Raw genomic sequence first — 17866 nt, 5'->3', positions numbered from 1 at the left:
GCATTGATATCATACGGCCACAATTCAGACAGGAAGCTGCTCAGTGCGCACTTTGATCCGCCACGGCGGGATGCCGATTGTTCTCTTATTGCTGTGCATTGCCAGCGCATCCGCTTGGGCCGGCAATACACCGTGTTCGGGAAAAAAGGGTGGGATTGATCGCTGCGATGGCGATCTGTTCCTGTGTAATGACGGCTCGATCAGCGCCTCGAAGAAAAGCTGTTCGGCGATGTACGGCGGTCAGGGCACGGCCCGATCGCAAACGCTGTTGCAGGGCGCCGAGGGTTGCACCTGCGGCACCGGATCATTCTGCACGGGCCCCCGAGGCGGGGTGTATTGCCTTACGCCAAGTGGCAACAAGAGTTACAAGCGCAAGTAGTTCGTACGCAATGCATAAAACCCGCTGCAATGGCCGGTTCCTTGCAAATTGCATGGACAGAGGAAGTTCAAAATTTATAAGTGATTGAAATCAAATGATTTATTAAAAGTTGGCGACTGGCACGGTGACTGCACTCACTCCTTTGAAAAGTTGTAACACCATCTTTCCTGCCTGGAGCGATACAACAATGAATAGATCCTCTGATGGTTTCTATCCTGCCGCAGAAGAATCAAGCACGCTCTCGGGTGTGTCCTGGGGGGCGATCTTCGCCGGTGCCGCTGCGGCGGCGGCCTTGTCGCTGATTCTGGTGCTGCTGGGTTTTGGTTTGGGTTTCTCGGCTGTTTCACCATGGGCCAATGAAGGCGTGAGTGCCAAGGGCCTGGGGATTTCAACGATTGTCTGGCTGGCCGTTACGCAAATCTTGGCGTCCGGACTCGGGGGCTACATCGCCGGTCGCCTGCGGGTGAAGTGGGCCAACATGCACGGTGATGAAGTCTATTTCCGTGACACGGCCCATGGCTTCCTGGCCTGGTGCGTGGCAACGCTGGTGACTGCGACGCTGGTCGTCGGTTCGGTCAGCAGCATTGTCAGCGGCGGTGTGCAGGCCGGGGCGAGTGTTGTCGGTGGCGCTGCGAGTGCTGCGACTCAAGCCGCTGGCACGGCTGCTGGTAATGCCAACAGCGACCAATATGGCTACTTCGTCGACACTCTGTTCCGCGATGATCGCCCGGCGGCCGTCAGTGATGACGCTGCCCGCAGCACTGTGACTCGCATCTTCGTTCGCTCCCTGAGCAACGACGGTCAACTGGCTGCCGAGGACCGGACTTACCTGGCGCAAATGGTTGCTCAACGTACCAACCTGACCCAGGCGGATGCGGAGCGCCGTGTCGATGAAGTCTACGCCCGTACCCAAAAAGCCGTGGCCGACGCCAAACTGGCTGCGCAACAAGCCGCTGACACTGCCGCCAAAGTCGCCGCCTGGACGTCGCTGTGGATGTTCATTGCGCTGCTGATCGGTGCGTTTTTCGCCAGTCTCGCCGCAACCTTCGGCGGTCGTCGTCGGGATGCCGTGGTGTATGTGGAGTCCGACGATTATGTGACCACCACTTCGCTGCCTGTTCGCTAACCCAGGAGAATTACCATGCGCTCATTACTGCTGTTCTTTCTTGGCGTGCCAATCCCGATCATCATCCTGATCGCCCTGTTCATGAATTGATTAGCTGAGGCACATGCCTCTGCCGCTTCCGCCTCTGGTGGAAGCGGCGTTTTGCTTTCTGGCATCCAAAGAAGCGAAGATGAACCCTTGTGGGAGCGGGCCTGTGGTGAGGGGATTTATCCCCGTTGGGCTGCGAAGCGGCCCCGAATTCAAAACCGCGATGTATCAGATACACCGCAAGCAATGATTTACGACTGCTTCGCAGCCGAACGGGGATAAATCCCCTCACCACAGGCTCGCTCCCACACTTATTCCGCATTTGGCTTAAGAAGGGGAGAAGTACGTTGGACAAAAAGGAAATCAAACGGCAACTGGTGGCGATGCTCGACGCCGGGCGCTCCAAAACCGAGACGTTCAAGGCGTTTTCCGGTAGGGCGGTCAAGGATCGGGTGCTGGCCTACTGGATCGGTGCCCGGCCGGATCCGGCACTGCGGGAAAAACACTCACTCAAGGTCAACATTCTGATCGCGCTGACCTGCGTCCAGGCATTGCTGGGTGCGGTCACAGGGTTTTTTCTGGGCTCGATGATCGGCCCCGGTGCCGTGGTGTTCTTCACACTGTTTGCGGCGTTGGTACCGCTGGCCTTTGCCTGGGGTTTCTACAAGACCGCGGCACAGGCTTACACCCTCTACGTGATTCTGACCGTCAGCCAGATCTCGCGGATGTTCCAGGGCTATGAAGAAGACCCGGTGATGACCGTGTTCGGCGTTGCAATCACCTTGGGCATGGTGTTTTTTGCCGCCTGGGTAAAAACCCTGTTGTTCCCTGACCTGGGCTTCATTGGCTCGAAAAAGGTCAAGGGCGCGTACGTGTTCTCCAACTGATCGACGGGTTGGGGTTCGGTGTCTTTCACTGGCCTGGATCAATATTCGCTTACGCAATATCCCCTACCGTAAAAGATCCAAGCCCCTTCTTTGGCTTCGACTACATTGCTTTGACGCGCACTTGTTGCGCTGTCGAAGTACCGGTGCAGGCCGTCTCGTTTTTTGCGTATCAGTTGGCCTGCAAGGTGTAGTGCAGCAAGGAGCTGTGGAACCTCACCTGAACTCATCATGGATGAACATCGCAATGCCTCGTTTAGACAGAACGTTTGATATCCAGCCACTGCGGTGCGCGGATATGACTGTGCACATCAACGGCCAAGCGGTCAGTGCCGCCATCGGCGAAACCGTGCTCTCGGTCATTCAATCCCTTGGCCTGCGCCAAGTGGCCCGTAACGATCACGACCAAATCAGCGGCGCCTATTGCGGCATGGGCGTGTGCCAATGCTGCCTGGTGAAAATCAACGGCCGGCACAAACGTCGTGCCTGCCAGACTGTGGTACGTGACGGCATGAAGGTCGAAACCCAAGTCAACCGCGTCGTTGAGCAGGAGGGCGTATGAGCCTGCTTCCTGTGATTGTCGGCGGTGGGCCGGCGGGGATGGCTGCGGCCATTGAACTGGCCCGACACGGCGTACGTTGCACGTTGCTTGAAGAGGCTTCGCGACTGGGTGGCGTGGTCTATCGCGGACCACTGCGTGACGGTGTGCAACTCGACTATCTGGGGCCGCGATATTCGGAAGTGCTGGCCAAGTTGCATGGCGAGTTTGACGAACACTCGGCGCTGATCGACGTGCGCCTGAACCACCGCGTGATCGGTGCTGAAGGCACGCGCGCGTTGGTGGTGCTGGACGCCGACGAACATTTGCAGGAAATCGAGTATCCGCAACTGGTGCTCGCGGCCGGTTGCCATGAACGTAGCGTGCCGTTTCCCGGCTGGACCTTGCCCGGCGTGATCCTGCTGGGTGGCCTGCAATTGCAGATCAAGAGCGGAGTGGTCAAGCCTCAGGGCCCCGTGATGATTGCTGGCACCGGGCCTTTATTGCCGCTGGTGGCCTGTCAGCTGCACGCGTCCGGCGTGACCGTCGCGGGTGTTTATGAGGCGTGTGCGTTCGGCAAAATCGCTCGGGAAAGCCTGTCACTGCTGAACAAGCCGCAGCTGTTCCTCGATGGCTTGAGCATGCTCGCGTTCCTCAAACTGCATGGCATCCCGATGCATTACGGCTGGGGCGTGGTGGCGGCGCAGGGCGAGGGTGAACTGAGTTCCGTGACCGTGGCGCCGTACTCCAGCACCTGGGTGCCGGACCTGAGCCGTGCCGAGCAGATATCAGCGCAAACCCTGGCGGTCGGCTACGGTTTCATCCCGCGCTCCCAACTCAGCCAGCAAATGGGCCTGAATCATGGGTACAGCGACGACGGTTACCTGCGGGCCAGCGCCAATATCTGGCAGCAAAGCAGCGAGCCTCATGTGCACGTGGCTGGCGACATAGGCGGGATTCGCGGTGGCGAAGCGGCGATGCTTGCGGGCCGGATCGCGGCCACGTCGATCCTGTTGCAACGGGACGTGCTGGACGCGGAACTGGCCCTGGTACGGCGCAACCGCTATCTGTCGAAACTCAAAGCCATCGTGCGCTTTCGCGCGGCGGTCGACCGCTACACCGAACGCGGTGCCGGGCAAACCGCGCTGCCGGCCGCCGACACGGTGATCTGCCGCTGCGAGCACGCGACCCGTGCCGACATCGACCGGGCGCTGGAGCAGGGCGTGCAAGACCTGGCCAGCCTGAAAATGCGCACCCGCGTGAGCATGGGCGATTGTCAGGGGCGCATGTGCGTCGGCTATTGCACCGACCGCTTGCGACAAGTCACGGGGCGGCAGGACGTGGGCTGGTTGCGGCCGCGCTTCCCGATCGATCCGATTCCCTTTTCTGCGTTCCACCCCGTCGGCATGGAGGCCACAAATCATGAGTAAGTTCTATGACGTGGTCATCGCCGGTGGCGGTGTGATCGGCGCGTCCTGTGCCTATCAGCTGTCCAAACGCAAAAACCTCAAGGTCGCGTTGATTGACTGCAAGCGTCCGGGCAACGCAACCCGTGCTTCAGCCGGTGGCCTGTGGGCGATCGGCGAGTCGGTTGGGCTGGGCTGCGGGGTGATTTTCTTTCGCATGATGTCGGCCAACCGCAAGCGCGAGGCCCAGGGTTCGGCGGTGGTGGTGGATTCCAGCACGCCGCACATCCTGCCGCAGTCGTTCTTCGATTTTGCCTTGCAGTCCAACGCCCTTTACCCGGCGCTGCACCAGGAGTTGAAAGACAACCACGGGATGGATTTCAAGTTCGAAAAGACCGGTCTGAAATTCGTGATCTACGACGAAGAAGACCACCTCTACGCTGAGCACATTGTCGCCTGCATTCCGCACTTGGCGGATCAGGTGCGCTGGCTCGACCAGGCGGCGCTGCGCGAGGCCGAGCCGAGTGTCAGCCATGAAGCGAGCGGGGCGCTGGAGTTTCTCTGCGACCATCAGGTCAGCCCGTTTCGACTGGCCGACGCCTACACCGAAGGCGCGCGGCAGAACGGTGTCGACATGTACTTCAACACCAACGTCACAGGGGTTTTGCACCATGGATCCCGCGTCAGCGGCGTGCAGACGGCCGAGGCCGGGGTGTTTCACTGCAACACGCTGATCAACGCGGCGGGTGCCTGGGCGGCGGATTTGAGTGAGCAGGCCACCGGGATCCGGATTCCGGTGAAACCTGTCAAAGGTCAGATTCTGCTGACCGAGCGCCTGCCGAAAATCCTCAACGGTTGCCTGACCACCAGCGATTGTTATGTGGCGCAGAAGGACAATGGCGAGATCCTGATTGGTAGCACGACGGAGGACAAAGGCTTCGACGTGACCACCACCTACCCGGAAATTGCCGGGTTGGTGCAGGGTGCGGTGCGCTGTATTCCTGAGTTGGCGGATGTGAACCTGAAACGGACCTGGGCCGGGCTGCGGCCGGGGTCGCCGGATGAGTTGCCGATTCTCGGGCCAATGAGCGGGGTGGAGGGTTACCTCAATGCTTGTGGGCATTTCCGCACGGGGATTTTGACGTCGGCGATTACCGGGGTGTTGCTGGATAAGCTGGTGAATGGGGAGGCGTTGCCGCTGGATATCACACCGTTTTTGGCTGATCGGTTTGCGGTGGAGGAGGTTGGGTTGAAAAAAATGGCCTGACATCACACCGGGTTATCGTTCTTCGCGGGCAAGCCTCGCTCCTACAGGGCACTGGACCTGTAGGAGCGAGGCTTGCCCGCGAAGGCGTCATAACTGACACCACAAGCCTCAAACCTTACCGGCCTCCTGCTCCTCCATCTGATCCGCTTCAAACAACCGCGCCAATTCCCCCCGGGCTTCCTGGGCGGTCTGCAAGACCTTCGCCGCATCGTCATAAACCGCATGCTGAGCCTCCAGCACCTGTTCATCGTGATGCTTGAAGCGCTTGATCCGCGCATCGGCCTGCGCCTGGGTAAGCCCCAGCCCGACCAGGGTGCGGCGGCTCATTTCCAGGCTCGAATAATAGGTCTCGCGAATCGCCTCGGCGCCGAGGTCCACCAACCGGTGCACATGCTGACGGTTACGTGCCCGGGCGATGATTTTGATGTGCGGATAGAGCTTGTGCACCACCTCGGCGGTCTTGATGTTGGTGTCCGGGTCATCGGTGGCGATGACAAAGTATTCCGCCTGCTCGACCTTGGCCGCGCTGAGGATCTCCGGGCGCATCGGGTCGCCGTAGAACACCGGCACGCCGCCGAAGCTGCGGGACAGCTCGATGGTTTCCACGGAGGTGTCCAGCGCCACGAACTTGATGTTCTGCGCCCGCAGAATCCGCGCAACGATCTGTCCCATTCGGCCCATGCCGGCAATCACCACCCGCGGCGCGTCGGTATCGATTTCGCGGAATTTCTCCGGCACTACCACAGGCTGCACCTTCGGCGAATACAGGCGTGCGCACAGCAGCAGCAACAGCGGCGTGACGGCCATGGACAAGGTGATGGTCAGCACCAGCAAGTCGTACAGACGCGGCTCGAACAAACCCTGGTCACGACCAATCTTGAACACCACAAACGCGAACTCACCGCCGGCCGCCAGCACGATGCCGAGGCGAATGGCGCTGACTTTGCCCAACCCGCCGGCCAATCGGCCGACCACAAACAGCAGCGGCAGTTTGATTGCGATCAGCAGCAGGGTCAGCCCCAACACCGCGATCGGCGCGCTGACCAGCAGGCTCAGGTTAGCGCCCATGCCGACACTGATGAAAAACAGCCCCAGCAACAGGCCCTTGAACGGTTCGATCTGCGCTTCCAGTTCATGACGATACTCAGAGTCCGCCAGCAGCAGCCCGGCGAGGAACGCACCGAGCGCCATCGACACACCGACCAGGTCCATCAGCCACGCCGTGCCGATCACCACCAGCAACGCGGTGGCGGTGGACACCTCGCGCAAACCGGTCTTGGCCACCACGCGAAACACCGGACGCAGCAGATACCGTCCGCCGATCACCACGACCGCGATGCTGCCCAATACCCGCAAGCCGTGATTCAAATCATCGGCCGCCGTGGTGGTGTGATCGCCGCCCGCCAGCAACGGCACCATGGCGATCAACGGGATCGCGGCGATGTCCTGGAACAGCAGAATCGCAAACGCCAAGCGTCCATGGGGGCTGGTGAGTTCCTTGCGCTCCGCCAGGCTTTGCAGGCCAAACGCGGTGGACGACAGCGCCAGGCCTAGGCCGAGCACGATGGCGCTGTTCAGCGACTGGCCGAAGACAAACAGCGCCAGCACGCCGATCACCGAGCCGGTCAGCAGCACCTGCGCCAGACCGACGCCAAACACCGATTTGCGCATCACCCACAAACGACGCGGCGACAATTCCAGGCCAATGATGAACAGCAGCAACACCACGCCGAGTTCGGAGATATGGCTGACGCTTTGCGGATTGCCGATCAAGCCCAGCACAGACGGGCCGATGATCACGCCGGCAAACAGGTAACCCAACACCGCCCCTAATTGCAGACGTTTGGCCAAGGGCACGGTGAGCACCGCCGCGAACAGAAAAACGACAGCGGCTTGCAACAGGTTGCCTTCATGGGGCATGGCTTACTCCAGAACTCGGTACGGCGGAGTGCCAAGGATAAAGGGTGAGGCTTCAGGCGTCAGCCTTGAACATGAATTGATGTTGGCTGTTATGCCCCCTTCGCGAGCAAGCCCGCTCCTACAGGGGGGTGATCGACACTAATCCAATGTGGGAGTGAGCCTGCTCGCGATGGCGTCCGAATGGGCAACCCGTCACTCAGATAAACGCCTCGATATGCGCCATCCCCCGAGCCACATATTCGTCCTTCTCACCCACCGGCGCGAAATTGTGCAACACCTCCCGCGCCGCTTCAGTGCTCTTGAGCCGAGCCAGCAACCACACCGCCAAATACTGCGCCGCCAGACACCCCCCCGCCGTAGCGATATTGCCATTGGCATAGAACGCCTGATTCACGACATTGACGCCAGCCGCCTGCACCCAAGGCTTGCTGATGTTGTCGGTACACGCCGGTGCATCACCGAGCAGCCCGAGCCTGGCCAGCAGAAAGGTGCCAGAACATTGCGCCGCCAGTAACTGCCGGGCTGGGTCGAAGCGCAGCTGATCCATGATCGCCGGGTCGGCGGCCACTTCACGGGTCTTCCTGCCACTGCCCACCAACACTGCGTCAGCCTGACAGGCTTGCGCCAGATCGATGTGCGAGTCGATGGTCAAACCGTTCATCGACGTGACGCGTGGTGTCGGTGAGGCGATGCGCACGTGCCAATCCTTGTCACCCAGCAGGGAAATCCGGCTGAGCATGCCGAACGCAATCAGGGAATCGAGTTCGTTGAAGCCGTCGAAGGTCAGAATGGCGATGTGCATGGCTAATCCTGCTGGTTTTTGCCAAGCGTACGCCCAGCGAATGCCCGGTTCCCCGTACAGTCCGCGGCAGAATCATCGCAACAGTAAGGAATGATTCCATACGGGCGCAGTCGGAGTTCAGGTGCCATGAATTTACTGGAGGTTCATCGATGAACAACAAGACCCTTATCGCCAGCCTTGCCCTTGTCGCAGGCCTCGCCGGTATCAGCCCCATCGTTCAGGCGGATGATCCACCTGCAAAAACCGTCCAGCCCGGAGTCACCAACGCCCGCCAACTGGTGGTCGGCGACCGCGCCCCGGACATTTACCAGCGCAGCGAAAAAGCGATCGGCAACTGGAAAACGAAAGGCCTGAAAGCGCCGAAGGAACAGGCGCAGTGGGTGCAGATAAATGACAAGTACATGATGGTGATGGTGACCAACGGGACGATTGTGGACATCACGCCGATAGAGCGTTGAGCCGCCAGGGCGCTATTCACTGTGAACGCGCACCGGGCTTTCAGTGCCCAACCGATACTGATTATTCCCGCTGCGTTTCGCCTCATACATCGCCAGGTCCGCAATGTGAATCAACCGGTCCATGCTCGGCGCATGGTCCGGGAACACCGCCACGCCCAGGCTGGTGCCGATGTGGCGCTGGTCGTTGCCGATGGTGATTGGCGGTGACAGCTCGACGAAGATTTTCTGGCAGATGGTGCGCGCCTCGTCTTGCAGGCTGACGCCTTGGGGCAGCCCCTGAAGAATCACCACGAATTCGTCGCCGCCGATCCGGGCGACGGTGTCGGTTGAGCGCAGGATTTTCTTCAACCGCGTCGCAGTAGTGATCAGCACCCGGTCGCCGGCCGCGTGACCGTAGTGGTCGTTGATCGCCTTGAACCCGTTGAGGTCGACAAACACCAACGCCACCCGCGTGGCGCTGACGCGCGCCTGTTCCAGCGCTTCGCACAGGCGCTCTTCAAGCACCAGGCGATTGGGCAGGCCGGTCAGCGGGTCGTAATGGGCCAGGTGTTGCAGGTAACTGGCCGAGGCTTTTTCTTCGGTGATGTCACGCACGACGCCCATCATCTTGACGGTGGCGTCATGGTCGTTCTTGACCACGTTGCCGGTTTCCCGCAGCCAGCGAATACTGCCGTCGGGCCAGACCACGCGGTATTCCTCGTCATGGTTTTCACCGGTTTCCAGACAGCGCAGTTCCCCGGCCCGGACTTTGACCCGATCGTCCGGGTGCACGCAGGCGCAAAATAGCGCGTAGGAGGGCGTCACCTCGCCGATCTTGAAGCCGAACATTCCATAGATCGCGTCCGACCAGTAGAGCTTGTCGGTGTCGACATCCCAGTCCCAGGTGCCGATGCGGGCAAAGTACTGGCTGCGTTTGAAACGCTCGGCGTCGCCGTCCTGGCGGATGTGCAGACCTTCGGACAGACTGGCGATCAATGCGCGATGCACGGTCAGCTGCTTTTGCAGCGAGCGCTCGCGGCAAATCAGCACGACGATCAGGACAAGCATCACTGAGCCGATGGCTGCGCTGGTCCAGACGTCATTCATTGAAAAATTGCCATCGTGTCGTTTTGATCCGTGAGCCTTGGTGTTGGTTATCTTAGTTGAGGTTAATGCTGAAAACCGTTCCGAATGGGTTGCCAATGGTGCACATTTCTGGGAAAACGGCGCCCATTACGCCCTGTTGGGTGAGTGAACAATAGAGTGAACGTGATGAATGATGAATTGCAGGTAATCGATCTTGAAGTGGGCGACGGCAAAGCCGCCGTCAAAGGCGCGCTGATCACCACCCAATATCGCGGCTGGCTCGAGGATGGCACCGAATTCGATTCTTCCTACAGCCGTGGCAAACCTTTCCAGTGCGTGATTGGCACGGGGAGGGTGATCAAGGGTTGGGATCAGGGGATTATCGGCATGCAGGTTGGCGGCAAGCGCAAGTTGTTGGTGCCGGCGCATTTGGCCTACGGCGAGCGGACCATGGGTGCGATCACGCCAAATTCGAACCTGATTTTTGAGATTGAGTTGCTGGAAGTGCTGACGCGGGATGATTGATAAACGCGTGGGCTGAAATGGCAGGTGTAGCGAGGGGGCAAGCCCCTCGCCGCGGTTAAACAGTTTTCCCCACTACTCCCGCATCCCTATGAAGAGGTCCAGGTCAGTCGGTAACTGCACATTAAGCGCTTTAGCGGTTTGTTGTATTTGCTCGGCGGTCAGTAAACAGTCCCCGTACGCGCTTTCCTCAAGGTTTTTCCAGCCGAGTACACGCAATATTGCGTCTTCAAATTCGGGTAGAACGGTCAATTCGTACTTTAAGAAGTCACCCTCAAGATCACCTTTTGAAAATCCACTGATCCAAAAAACATAATGGGCCTCCTGATTTGTTCCCGGATAGTCCTGCGGCGTGTTGCGGGCGGGGTGCCCGTCGCCTGACGATGGGTTTTGAATCGGAGGTATGTTTGTTTTGCTAGCCATGAGCGTCCTTGTTTCAACTTTTGAAAGCGATGCGGACGCTATCTCAACGGGCATTAAATGGATGTAGGCATTTTCTGAATGTTGAGTTGTTGTTGCAAATGGTGCTGCTCGCTACGTCCGTGGCGCTGAAACGGGCAGGCCAGAGGCTTTCCGGATTTTTGTGGTGAGGGAGGAGCCTCCCTCACCACTGATACCCGCTAGCCTTTCGGGTCGATGTTATCTAGCGCCCGGTCTACTGCGAGCTCACCCAGCATGACGACTTGCGCAATCCCAAACGCCTTGTTGCGATGCGGACCTTCCAGAAGGTTGGCGAAGTCACTGAGCATGACGCTCGCGGAGGCCATGGATTCGCAGGCATTGGCCAGCAGGCTGTGCTTAATCATTTGCTTAGGTACCTAAGTCGATGCTGATACCACCTCGCGACTAAACAAAGGGGGTGGCAGCTGTAGGCAGGTTAGTCGACCGGGACACCAAAGCTTTAACCGGCGCACCCGAAGGTGCCCTGCGCACAGCTGCCATTGAGCGCAGATATGGGAATACCTGGCTGAACGGAGCGCATGCTGCTTTGGAAATCACCGGGCGACTAAACCCGATCACTGATAGGCAGTGACGAGAACCAAGTTACCGACGAGCCCCAAGGCGCACAAGCCGGCGGATTCTGGCGCAGTTGTAGGCAATGGCGCAAGGTGATGTAGCCTCCTGCGACAGTTACAAATGATGCAGTGATTTAACCGCTACCAACCCCCCGCAATGACTGAGGATCAGACCTGAAACGTCTCCCTGTACGCATACAACCCCGGCGTTCCACCCGTCATCACAAACAGCACATTGTCACCGCGCTGGAAGCGTCCTTGCCTGAGATCACTCAGCAACCCGGCAAACGCTTTCCCTGAATACACCGGATCAATCAGCAAGCCTTCAGCGCGAGCCATCAGGCGCACCGCGTCCAGCATGGCGGGCGTCGGCAGGCCGTAACCGTCACCCAGCTGACTGCCATCAATGACAATCTCTGAAGCCTGAACGACCACGCCGCTGCCCAGCAATGCCAGCGCGTCCTGCGTCAATTGCACGGTTCTGTTCGCTGACGTGTCCCGATCAGACAAGACCGAATACGACTTCACGATCGACGTCCCCCGACCCAGCAATTCAAAGCCTGCGGCGAGCCCGGCGTGGGTGCCAGCGCTGCCATTGGGCACGACAACCTGCTTGAAGCTCAGGCCGAGCTCGGTTTCCTGCTGCGCGATCTCCGCTGCACAGCGTGCATAACCGAGACTGCCCAGCGGCGTTGAACCCCCGGTCGGTATCACCAACACTTTGCGCCCGGCATCCCGAAGTTGCGCGGCCCGTTTTTCGGCCTCGGCGAGTAAGTCGCTGCCACCGGCCAGCCCCCGTATTTCCGCGCCGAACAACTGGTCGAGCAGGACGTTTCCGTTAAGTTCGTAATCCACTTCGGATTTGGGCACCGACCGGGTCAGGATCAATTCGCAGGCAATGCCCAGACGGGCACACACGGCGGCCGTCAGACGCGCATGGTTCGACTGAAGGCCGCCGATGGTAATGACCGTGTCGACCCCGGCCGCGAGCGCCGCGCCGAGATGGAATTCGAGTTTGCGCAGTTTGTTGCCGCCACCGCCGATCAACATGTGATCATCGCGCTTGAGGAACAGGCCGATGCCTTGTGCCTTCAAACCCAGCAGCTGTTCCAGGCGTTCGGCCCGCTGAATCGGCGTGGGACCTTGCAGCAGGTCTGCCCGCGCAAAAGAACTCAGTGACGTGTCCAGTAGGGTTTGCATCAATGGCGCCTCGTTATGCAGTTTATTAAAGTGACTCTAGGGGCAAAGTTCCGGGTGATAAACGCATCGCCGGTTATTACTCCTTTAACCTGATGTATCGAATGCAAGGCAGGGTGATGAGCAAACTCAGGCAAATGGAAGTCTTCGTCGCGGTCGTCGAGGCGGGCAGCTTCGCCGATGCGGCCAATGAAGTCGGCATGTCGGCGGTCATGGTGGGGCGGCATATCCAGGGCCTGGAGAAAACCCTCAATACCCAGCTGATTCAGCGCACCACCCGGCGGCAATCCATCACGGGCGAGGGGCGATTGTTTTACGAAGAAGCCAAACTGGCGCTGGAGCAAGTGAAGTACGCGTTCAGCCGGGTGGAAGCGTCCAGCCCGGAGCCCAGCGGCCTGCTGCGAATCACCGCGCCGATGAGTCTCGGCGTTTCTCTGGTCGGGCCTCTGGTGGCCGAGTTCATGCAGCGTTATCCGCAGATTCAGGTCGAGCTGATTCTGAGCAATGAAGTGGTGGACTTGTACGAAACTTCCTTCGATCTGGCGTTCAGGATTTCCGAACTGATCGGCGTCAATCTGCTGGCCACGCCGTTGCCGCCGTATCGAATGGTGATCTGCGCCTCACCGCTGTATCTGGAAAAATGGCAGGAGCCCCAATGTCCCGAAGACCTGCACCGTCACAGAATTCTCACCCACACGTCCTGGAACAACCGGTTTGCCTGGCCGCTCAGAAACGGCGCCAGCGAAGTGCCCTGGCCTGAAAACGCGGTGTTGAAGAGCAATGACGGCCAAGTGCTGTTGCAGGCGGCCGTGGCCGGAGAGGGGATTTTGATGCAGCCTGACTTTCTGGTGTCGACGGCGTTGGCCAAAGGTGAACTGGTCCAGATTATGGACGCCTATGTGCCGCCGCCCAAACCGGTGCAGATGGTGTATCCGCGCTCCAGGAAGTCGCTGCCCAAGTTGCAAGCCTTTGTCGACTTTGTAGCGGGTCGATTGGGGGTGACAGGGTAGTGGTGCGTTGTTTGTTATGCCGCTATCGTCGGAACGCCGCCCGGAGCCGGCTCACTCCCACATTTGTCCGCATTTCTCCTGTAGGAACGCGGTTGAATGTGGGGGCGGGCTTGCTCGCGAAGAACGATGACGCGGTTTTATGGCGAATCGCTAAAGACCGGAATACGCCCGTTGAGTGAAGGCCGGTACTTCCAGGCCAATTGATCCAGCGCAGGTTGATGCAGCAGAATTTCGCTCAACGTGGCACTGGCAATCCTCACCGCCAGCATCTGCCCCGGACATTGATGCCGCCCCGCACCAAACGTAAAACTGCGCCGATGCGGGCGATCCAGAATAAAGGCCTCGGGACTGTCATTGAGTTGTGGGTCCCGATTGGCTGAAGCCAGCAGCACCAGGATCACATCGCCTGAATTCAGGTTTACACCCTCGATTTCGCAGGGTGTCGCGACAAACCGGCGGGTGTTCTGCACAGACGGGTCGAAGCGCTGAATTTCAGCGATCAAGTGGTCAACGCGCGTCGAATCACGCAGTAATGACGGGTTTCGAATCAACGTCACTATCGCGTTTCCGATCATCCCGGCGGTGGCTTCATACGTCTGGGAGAACAGCCCGATCAGATTGGCAATCAGCGTTTCAGTGTCGCCGGCGAAGCGTGAGCGAATCCCGGCGAGCAGCGCGCTTCTGTTGTCCGGATCCTCCAGTACTTCAACGAAGTAACCCCTCAACTGTTCCGCCGCAGCATGGGCAACCTTCAGTTGTGCCTGATCACTCAGCGGCGACAGGCACGCGATGAAATCCGCCGTCAGCTCGCTGATCGCCCGACGCTGAGCCGGCGAGAACCCCAGCAACGCCGCCACCACACAAACCGGCCCGCGAAACATGGCGTTGTACAACCCATCGGCATCCGGCGTGATCAACCGCGCGGCCACCAGCGCATGGACCTCGTGCGCATCAATCAGCGCCAGACCCGGCTGAATCGCCGATCTCGGGCAACGCTGACGGTCGCCTTCATTCATCCGCATCAATTGCCCAAATACCTGGCCGGCCAACCCACCGGCAATCGCTTTGGGCACCGGCTCAGCGGCGGGCCGAACATGGCAATCCGGATGCGCCAGTACCGCCGCAACCGCTTGGGCGCTGCTCGCCACCCACAGTTTCAGCCCTTGGTGAAACACCAGCCCACCCTCGGCGCGCAGCCGGGCGTAATAGGGATAAGGATCGGCATGAGTCGCAGCGATGATCGGGTCCATGGGTCACAGCCTTGTTCGTGGTGGGAAAAGTGTTGCTACTATCTCCAGTTCGAAAGGGCCTTGATTCGTCCGGGAGCGAAATATGAACGTTGAACAACACGACATCGGCGTCTCTCAAGTGGCCGCGGCCATTGCGGAACCGGCCCGGACGAAAATCCTCTGTTCGCTGATGGATGGCCACGCCCGCACCAGCACCGAGCTCGCGGCGATTGCCGAAGTCAGCGCCTCCACCGCCAGCGCGCACTTGGCCAAACTCAAGGACCTGGCGCTGCTGCGTTTGCACGTGCAGGGCCGCCATCGCTATTACAGCCTCGCGGACAAGCGCGTGGCCCAGGCGCTGGAAGCGCTGATGGTGATTGGCCAGAACAGCGCGCCGACCTTCAGTTCGCGTACACCGGATCGCCTGCAATTCGCCCGTACCTGTTACGACCACATGGCCGGGACGCTGGCAGTGCTGCTGCATGACCGGATGCTGGAAAAAGGCTGGTTGCTGGAAACCGATGAACAGGTTTATCGCCTGAGCGGCAGCGGCGAGGTGTTGATGGAAGGATTGGGCATCGAAGTCACCGACCTGAGCACCTTGCGCCGCCGTTTTGCTTGCCCGTGCCTGGACTGGAGCATGCGTCGGCCGCACTTGGGTGGTTCGCTGGGGGCGGCATTGCTGCAAGCGGCGATCAAGCGTAAATGGGTGACGCAGGATCTGGACAGCCGGGCGCTGGCGTTGACGGCGCTGGGACGCAGGGAGCTTGGCGCGCGGTTCGACCTGACGCTGCCAGACGTACATCCCGTCCGGAAACAGCGCCAACCTCTACCAGTGCATGATGTGATTTGACCCGACCAAGGGTTCGTTGATGGCTTGTGCCTTGAGGGTCGACCCTATACTGTATATCCACACAGTAAAAGGCGTGCCCCATGGAACTCATCGACAAGCTCAGCATTCTCGCCGACGCCGCCAAGTACGACGCGTCCTGCGCCAGCAGTGGTGCGCCGAAGCGTAGTTCCGAGGGCAAAAGCGGCCTGGGCTCGACCGACGGCATGGGCATTTGCCACAGCTACACGCCGGACGGGCGCTGCGTTTCGTTGCTGAAGGTGCTGCTGACCAATTTCTGTCTGTATGACTGCCAGTATTGCGTCAATCGACGCTCCAGCGACGTACCACGCGCACGCTTCACGCCGGAAGAAGTGGTGACGCTGACCATGGATTTCTACCGGCGCAATTGCGTCAGTGGGCTGTTTCTCAGTTCCGGGATCATTCGGTCGGCGGACTACACCATGGAGCAACTGATCCGCGTGGCCAAATTGCTGCGCGAAGACCACGAGTTCCGCGGTTACATCCACCTCAAGACTATTCCCGAAGCCGATCCGGCGCTGATCGAGGAAGCGGGGCGCTATGCCGATCGCTTGAGCGTGAATATTGAACTGCCCACCGACGCCAGCCTGCAAACCCTGGCCCCGGAGAAACAGCTGGGCTCGATCAAGCAAGCAATGCAAACCATCTACACCGGCGTACAAACCGTACTCAACGAACCCCGCGCGCCGAAATTTGCCCCGGCCGGGCAGAGCACGCAGATGATCGTGGGCGCCGATGACACCGATGACAGCACCATTCTCCACAGTGCCCAGGCGCTGTATGGCAACTACAGTTTGCGCCGGGTCTATTACTCGGCGTTCAGCCCGATCCCCAACAGCCCGAAAAGCGTGCCTTTGGCCGCGCCACCGCTGATGCGTGAGCACCGCTTGTATCAAGCGGACTTCCTGTTGCGCAGTTACGGCTTTACCGCTGGCGAGCTGTTCAAAGGGCCCGGGCACCTGGCGCTCGACATCGACCCGAAGCTGGCGTGGGCACTGGAGAATCGCGAGGTGTTCCCGCTGGACCTCAATTGTGCCGATGCCTCGTTGATCGCGCGCATTCCAGGGATCGGCCTACGCACCACCGAGCGGCTGGTGGAGCTGCGCCGTCAGCGACGCATTCGCTACGAAGACCTGGCGCGAATGCGCTGTGTGCTGGCCAAGGCCAAGCCGTTCTTCATCACCAGCGATTACCACCCGCAGCAGGCCGAGGTCACCAGTCATTTGCTGTATCAGCAACTGCGCGACCGGCCGCAGCCGCAGCAAATGGGGTTATGGGGATGATCAGTCTGGATTGCGACGACCTGTTCGACACCTGGCGCCAGCAGGCTCGCTGGTTGCTCAGTCACGAGGTGGACCCGAGCCGCGTGAGTTGGGCCAGTGAAGGCGTGCCCGATCTGTTCGCCAGTGACGATGCACCACCCCAAACCCAAGGGCCGTTTCAGGCACGGATACCGCGAACGTTGCTGGACACCCTTGAGCGCGCCGCCCGTTACCGGGGTGATCAACGCTGGAGCCTGTTGTACGAAGTGCTGTGGCGGGTCAGTCATGGTGACCACACCGCGATGCTTGCGGGTGACAAGCTAGGCAGTGAATTTCATAGACGAATCAAACAGGTACAGCGTGAAGCTCATCACTTACATGCATTTGTACGCTTTGTCGCGATGCCTGAAGGCGAGGGGCCGCAGTACGTCGCCTGGCACGAACCGGCCCACGACATCCTGCACAGTGCCAGTGAACATTTTGTCGGGCGCATGGGCCGGCATCGCTGGTTGATCGCGACGCCGAGGGATGGGGTTTACTACGACGGCGAGCAGTTGATCCACCAACGCCAGTGCCCGGTTGAATGGCAGCAACTGGCACAAAACGTCGACGACCCGCACAGCGACATGTGGTTGACCTACTACAGCCACATTTTCAATCCGGCACGACTGAACCCGAAAGTCATGCAGGGGCATCTACCGGCCCGGTTCTGGAAAAACCTGCCTGAAGGCGCGCTGATTCCTGGACTGATCACCCAGGCTCGCACGGGTAAGCAACAGGATGGCCAGGCGAGCGGAATCAAGGGCAGGGGCGGTAAACGCATTGCGCTGGGAGACGCCGGGCATCGCTCATAAAAAAGCCCCCCATCGCCAATGCGATGGAGGGCT

Annotated in this window: 18 protein-coding genes and 1 pseudogene; 12 read left to right on the top strand and 7 right to left on the bottom strand. The window is 59.8% G+C overall.

Features of this window, described 5'->3' with window-relative positions:
• Nucleotides 1-70 precede the first annotated feature (70 nt).
• The 6 genes from ACYZTY_RS15625 to hcnC all read left to right on the top strand — a co-directional run bounded on the left by ACYZTY_RS15625 (nucleotide 71) and on the right by hcnC (nucleotide 5627).
• Nucleotides 71-379 carry a YdcA family protein gene (locus ACYZTY_RS15625; protein WP_461959330.1) on the top strand — a complete coding sequence of 103 codons (309 nt, stop codon included), beginning with the start codon at nucleotides 71-73 and terminating at the stop codon, nucleotides 377-379.
• A 187-nt stretch (nucleotides 380-566) separates the two neighbouring features.
• Nucleotides 567-1505, top strand: a complete 939-nt coding sequence (locus tag ACYZTY_RS15620) for a hypothetical protein (protein WP_461954456.1) — start codon at nucleotides 567-569, stop codon at nucleotides 1503-1505.
• 374 nt (nucleotides 1506-1879) lie between these two features.
• Complete coding sequence (locus ACYZTY_RS15615) at nucleotides 1880-2419, top strand: hypothetical protein (RefSeq protein ID WP_461954455.1); 540 nt, start codon at nucleotides 1880-1882, stop codon at nucleotides 2417-2419.
• A gap of 244 nt (nucleotides 2420-2663) precedes the next feature.
• Entirely contained in the window at nucleotides 2664-2978 is a 315-nt protein-coding gene (gene hcnA, locus ACYZTY_RS15610; RefSeq protein WP_461954454.1) for a cyanide-forming glycine dehydrogenase subunit HcnA, read from the top strand.
• Nucleotides 2975-4384, top strand: a complete 1410-nt coding sequence (gene hcnB, locus ACYZTY_RS15605) for a cyanide-forming glycine dehydrogenase subunit HcnB (RefSeq protein ID WP_461954453.1) — start codon at nucleotides 2975-2977, stop codon at nucleotides 4382-4384. The genes hcnA and hcnB overlap by 4 nt, the downstream gene beginning before the upstream one ends.
• Complete coding sequence (gene hcnC / locus ACYZTY_RS15600) at nucleotides 4377-5627, top strand: cyanide-forming glycine dehydrogenase subunit HcnC (RefSeq protein WP_461954452.1); 1251 nt, start codon at nucleotides 4377-4379, stop codon at nucleotides 5625-5627. The genes hcnB and hcnC overlap by 8 nt, the downstream gene beginning before the upstream one ends.
• Nucleotides 5628-5735: 108 nt before the next feature.
• Here the strand turns inward: hcnC and ACYZTY_RS15595 are convergent, their stop codons facing one another.
• The gene (locus ACYZTY_RS15595) at nucleotides 5736-7547 is read right to left on the bottom strand and encodes a monovalent cation:proton antiporter-2 (CPA2) family protein (RefSeq protein WP_461954451.1); all 1812 of its coding nucleotides are present in this window, start codon (nucleotides 7545-7547) and stop codon (nucleotides 5736-5738) included.
• Nucleotides 7548-7743: 196 nt separating this feature from the next.
• Nucleotides 7744-8349 (bottom strand): DJ-1/PfpI family protein, encoded by a 606-nt coding sequence (locus tag ACYZTY_RS15590; protein ID WP_461954450.1) that lies wholly within the window; start codon nucleotides 8347-8349, stop codon nucleotides 7744-7746.
• 149 nt (nucleotides 8350-8498) lie between these two features.
• Here ACYZTY_RS15590 and ACYZTY_RS15585 point away from each other — a divergent pair, with 149 nt between their 5' ends.
• Nucleotides 8499-8807, top strand: coding sequence for an RcnB family protein (locus tag ACYZTY_RS15585; protein ID WP_461954449.1), 309 nt, complete (start codon nucleotides 8499-8501; stop codon nucleotides 8805-8807).
• Nucleotides 8808-8819: 12 nt separating this feature from the next.
• On the opposite strand, the gene ACYZTY_RS15580 is transcribed toward ACYZTY_RS15585, so the two are convergent.
• Nucleotides 8820-9893 carry a diguanylate cyclase domain-containing protein gene (locus tag ACYZTY_RS15580; protein ID WP_461954448.1) on the bottom strand — a complete coding sequence of 358 codons (1074 nt, stop codon included), beginning with the start codon at nucleotides 9891-9893 and terminating at the stop codon, nucleotides 8820-8822.
• Between the two features lie 165 nt (nucleotides 9894-10058).
• Between ACYZTY_RS15580 and ACYZTY_RS15575 the strand changes: the two genes are divergently transcribed.
• Nucleotides 10059-10397 carry an FKBP-type peptidyl-prolyl cis-trans isomerase gene (locus tag ACYZTY_RS15575; RefSeq protein ID WP_461954447.1) on the top strand — a complete coding sequence of 113 codons (339 nt, stop codon included), beginning with the start codon at nucleotides 10059-10061 and terminating at the stop codon, nucleotides 10395-10397.
• Nucleotides 10398-10469: 72 nt separating this feature from the next.
• Here the strand turns inward: ACYZTY_RS15575 and ACYZTY_RS15570 are convergent, their stop codons facing one another.
• The 3 genes and pseudogenes from ACYZTY_RS15570 to ACYZTY_RS15560 form a co-directional block, all read right to left on the bottom strand.
• The gene (locus tag ACYZTY_RS15570; RefSeq protein WP_461954446.1) at nucleotides 10470-10817 is read right to left on the bottom strand and encodes a pyocin S6 family toxin immunity protein; all 348 of its coding nucleotides are present in this window, start codon (nucleotides 10815-10817) and stop codon (nucleotides 10470-10472) included.
• Between the two features lie 197 nt (nucleotides 10818-11014).
• Nucleotides 11015-11194: pseudogene (locus ACYZTY_RS15565) on the bottom strand (DUF6124 family protein); the annotation flags it as partial.
• A gap of 384 nt (nucleotides 11195-11578) precedes the next feature.
• Entirely contained in the window at nucleotides 11579-12610 is a 1032-nt protein-coding gene (locus ACYZTY_RS15560) for a D-cysteine desulfhydrase family protein (RefSeq protein ID WP_461954445.1), read from the bottom strand.
• Nucleotides 12611-12726: 116 nt separating this feature from the next.
• Between ACYZTY_RS15560 and ACYZTY_RS15555 the strand changes: the two genes are divergently transcribed.
• Nucleotides 12727-13617 (top strand): LysR substrate-binding domain-containing protein, encoded by an 891-nt coding sequence (locus ACYZTY_RS15555; RefSeq protein WP_461954444.1) that lies wholly within the window; start codon nucleotides 12727-12729, stop codon nucleotides 13615-13617.
• 137 nt (nucleotides 13618-13754) lie between these two features.
• Here ACYZTY_RS15555 and ACYZTY_RS15550 read toward each other — a convergent pair whose 3' ends face one another.
• Nucleotides 13755-14867 carry a cytochrome P450 gene (locus ACYZTY_RS15550; protein WP_461954443.1) on the bottom strand — a complete coding sequence of 371 codons (1113 nt, stop codon included), beginning with the start codon at nucleotides 14865-14867 and terminating at the stop codon, nucleotides 13755-13757.
• Between the two features lie 82 nt (nucleotides 14868-14949).
• Here ACYZTY_RS15550 and ACYZTY_RS15545 point away from each other — a divergent pair, with 82 nt between their 5' ends.
• The 3 genes from ACYZTY_RS15545 (at nucleotide 14950) to ACYZTY_RS15535 (ending at nucleotide 17833) form a co-directional block, all read left to right on the top strand.
• Nucleotides 14950-15699: an ArsR/SmtB family transcription factor gene (locus ACYZTY_RS15545; RefSeq protein ID WP_461954442.1), complete on the top strand. Its 750-nt coding sequence runs from the start codon at nucleotides 14950-14952 to the stop codon at nucleotides 15697-15699.
• An 80-nt stretch (nucleotides 15700-15779) separates the two neighbouring features.
• A complete protein-coding gene (locus ACYZTY_RS15540) occupies nucleotides 15780-17000 on the top strand; it encodes a putative DNA modification/repair radical SAM protein (protein WP_461954441.1) in 1221 nt (406 codons plus the stop codon).
• Entirely contained in the window at nucleotides 16997-17833 is an 837-nt protein-coding gene (locus ACYZTY_RS15535) for a TIGR03915 family putative DNA repair protein (RefSeq protein WP_461954440.1), read from the top strand. Before ACYZTY_RS15540 ends, ACYZTY_RS15535 begins: the two co-directional genes overlap by 4 nt.
• Nucleotides 17834-17866: the final 33 nt, after the last annotated feature.

It is taken from the genome of Pseudomonas sp. LB1P83, assembly GCF_054897885.1.
Note: the sequence above shows the minus strand (reverse complement) of the source record. Positions and strands in the feature narration are given on the sequence as shown.

What these genes read in the sequence shown, in the direction of transcription:
- hcnC (WP_461954452.1), top strand. Translation starts at nt 4,377, where the DNA reads ATGAGTAAGTTCTATGACGTGGTCATCGCCGGTGGCGGTGTGATCGGC.
- ACYZTY_RS15545 (WP_461954442.1), top strand. Translation starts at nt 14,950, where the DNA reads ATGAACGTTGAACAACACGACATCGGCGTCTCTCAAGTGGCCGCGGCC.
- ACYZTY_RS15585 (WP_461954449.1), top strand. Translation starts at nt 8,499, where the DNA reads ATGAACAACAAGACCCTTATCGCCAGCCTTGCCCTTGTCGCAGGCCTC.
- ACYZTY_RS15550 (WP_461954443.1), bottom strand. Translation starts at nt 14,867, where the DNA reads ATGGACCCGATCATCGCTGCGACTCATGCCGATCCTTATCCCTATTAC.
- ACYZTY_RS15535 (WP_461954440.1), top strand. Translation starts at nt 16,997, where the DNA reads ATGATCAGTCTGGATTGCGACGACCTGTTCGACACCTGGCGCCAGCAG.
- ACYZTY_RS15570 (WP_461954446.1), bottom strand. Translation starts at nt 10,817, where the DNA reads ATGGCTAGCAAAACAAACATACCTCCGATTCAAAACCCATCGTCAGGC.
- ACYZTY_RS15625 (WP_461959330.1), top strand. Translation starts at nt 71, where the DNA reads ATGCCGATTGTTCTCTTATTGCTGTGCATTGCCAGCGCATCCGCTTGG.
- ACYZTY_RS15540 (WP_461954441.1), top strand. Translation starts at nt 15,780, where the DNA reads ATGGAACTCATCGACAAGCTCAGCATTCTCGCCGACGCCGCCAAGTAC.
- hcnA (WP_461954454.1), top strand. Translation starts at nt 2,664, where the DNA reads ATGCCTCGTTTAGACAGAACGTTTGATATCCAGCCACTGCGGTGCGCG.
- ACYZTY_RS15575 (WP_461954447.1), top strand. Translation starts at nt 10,059, where the DNA reads ATGAATGATGAATTGCAGGTAATCGATCTTGAAGTGGGCGACGGCAAA.
- ACYZTY_RS15560 (WP_461954445.1), bottom strand. Translation starts at nt 12,610, where the DNA reads ATGCAAACCCTACTGGACACGTCACTGAGTTCTTTTGCGCGGGCAGAC.
- hcnB (WP_461954453.1), top strand. Translation starts at nt 2,975, where the DNA reads ATGAGCCTGCTTCCTGTGATTGTCGGCGGTGGGCCGGCGGGGATGGCT.
- ACYZTY_RS15590 (WP_461954450.1), bottom strand. Translation starts at nt 8,349, where the DNA reads ATGCACATCGCCATTCTGACCTTCGACGGCTTCAACGAACTCGATTCC.
- ACYZTY_RS15620 (WP_461954456.1), top strand. Translation starts at nt 567, where the DNA reads ATGAATAGATCCTCTGATGGTTTCTATCCTGCCGCAGAAGAATCAAGC.
- ACYZTY_RS15555 (WP_461954444.1), top strand. Translation starts at nt 12,727, where the DNA reads ATGAGCAAACTCAGGCAAATGGAAGTCTTCGTCGCGGTCGTCGAGGCG.
- ACYZTY_RS15580 (WP_461954448.1), bottom strand. Translation starts at nt 9,893, where the DNA reads ATGAATGACGTCTGGACCAGCGCAGCCATCGGCTCAGTGATGCTTGTC.
- ACYZTY_RS15595 (WP_461954451.1), bottom strand. Translation starts at nt 7,547, where the DNA reads ATGCCCCATGAAGGCAACCTGTTGCAAGCCGCTGTCGTTTTTCTGTTC.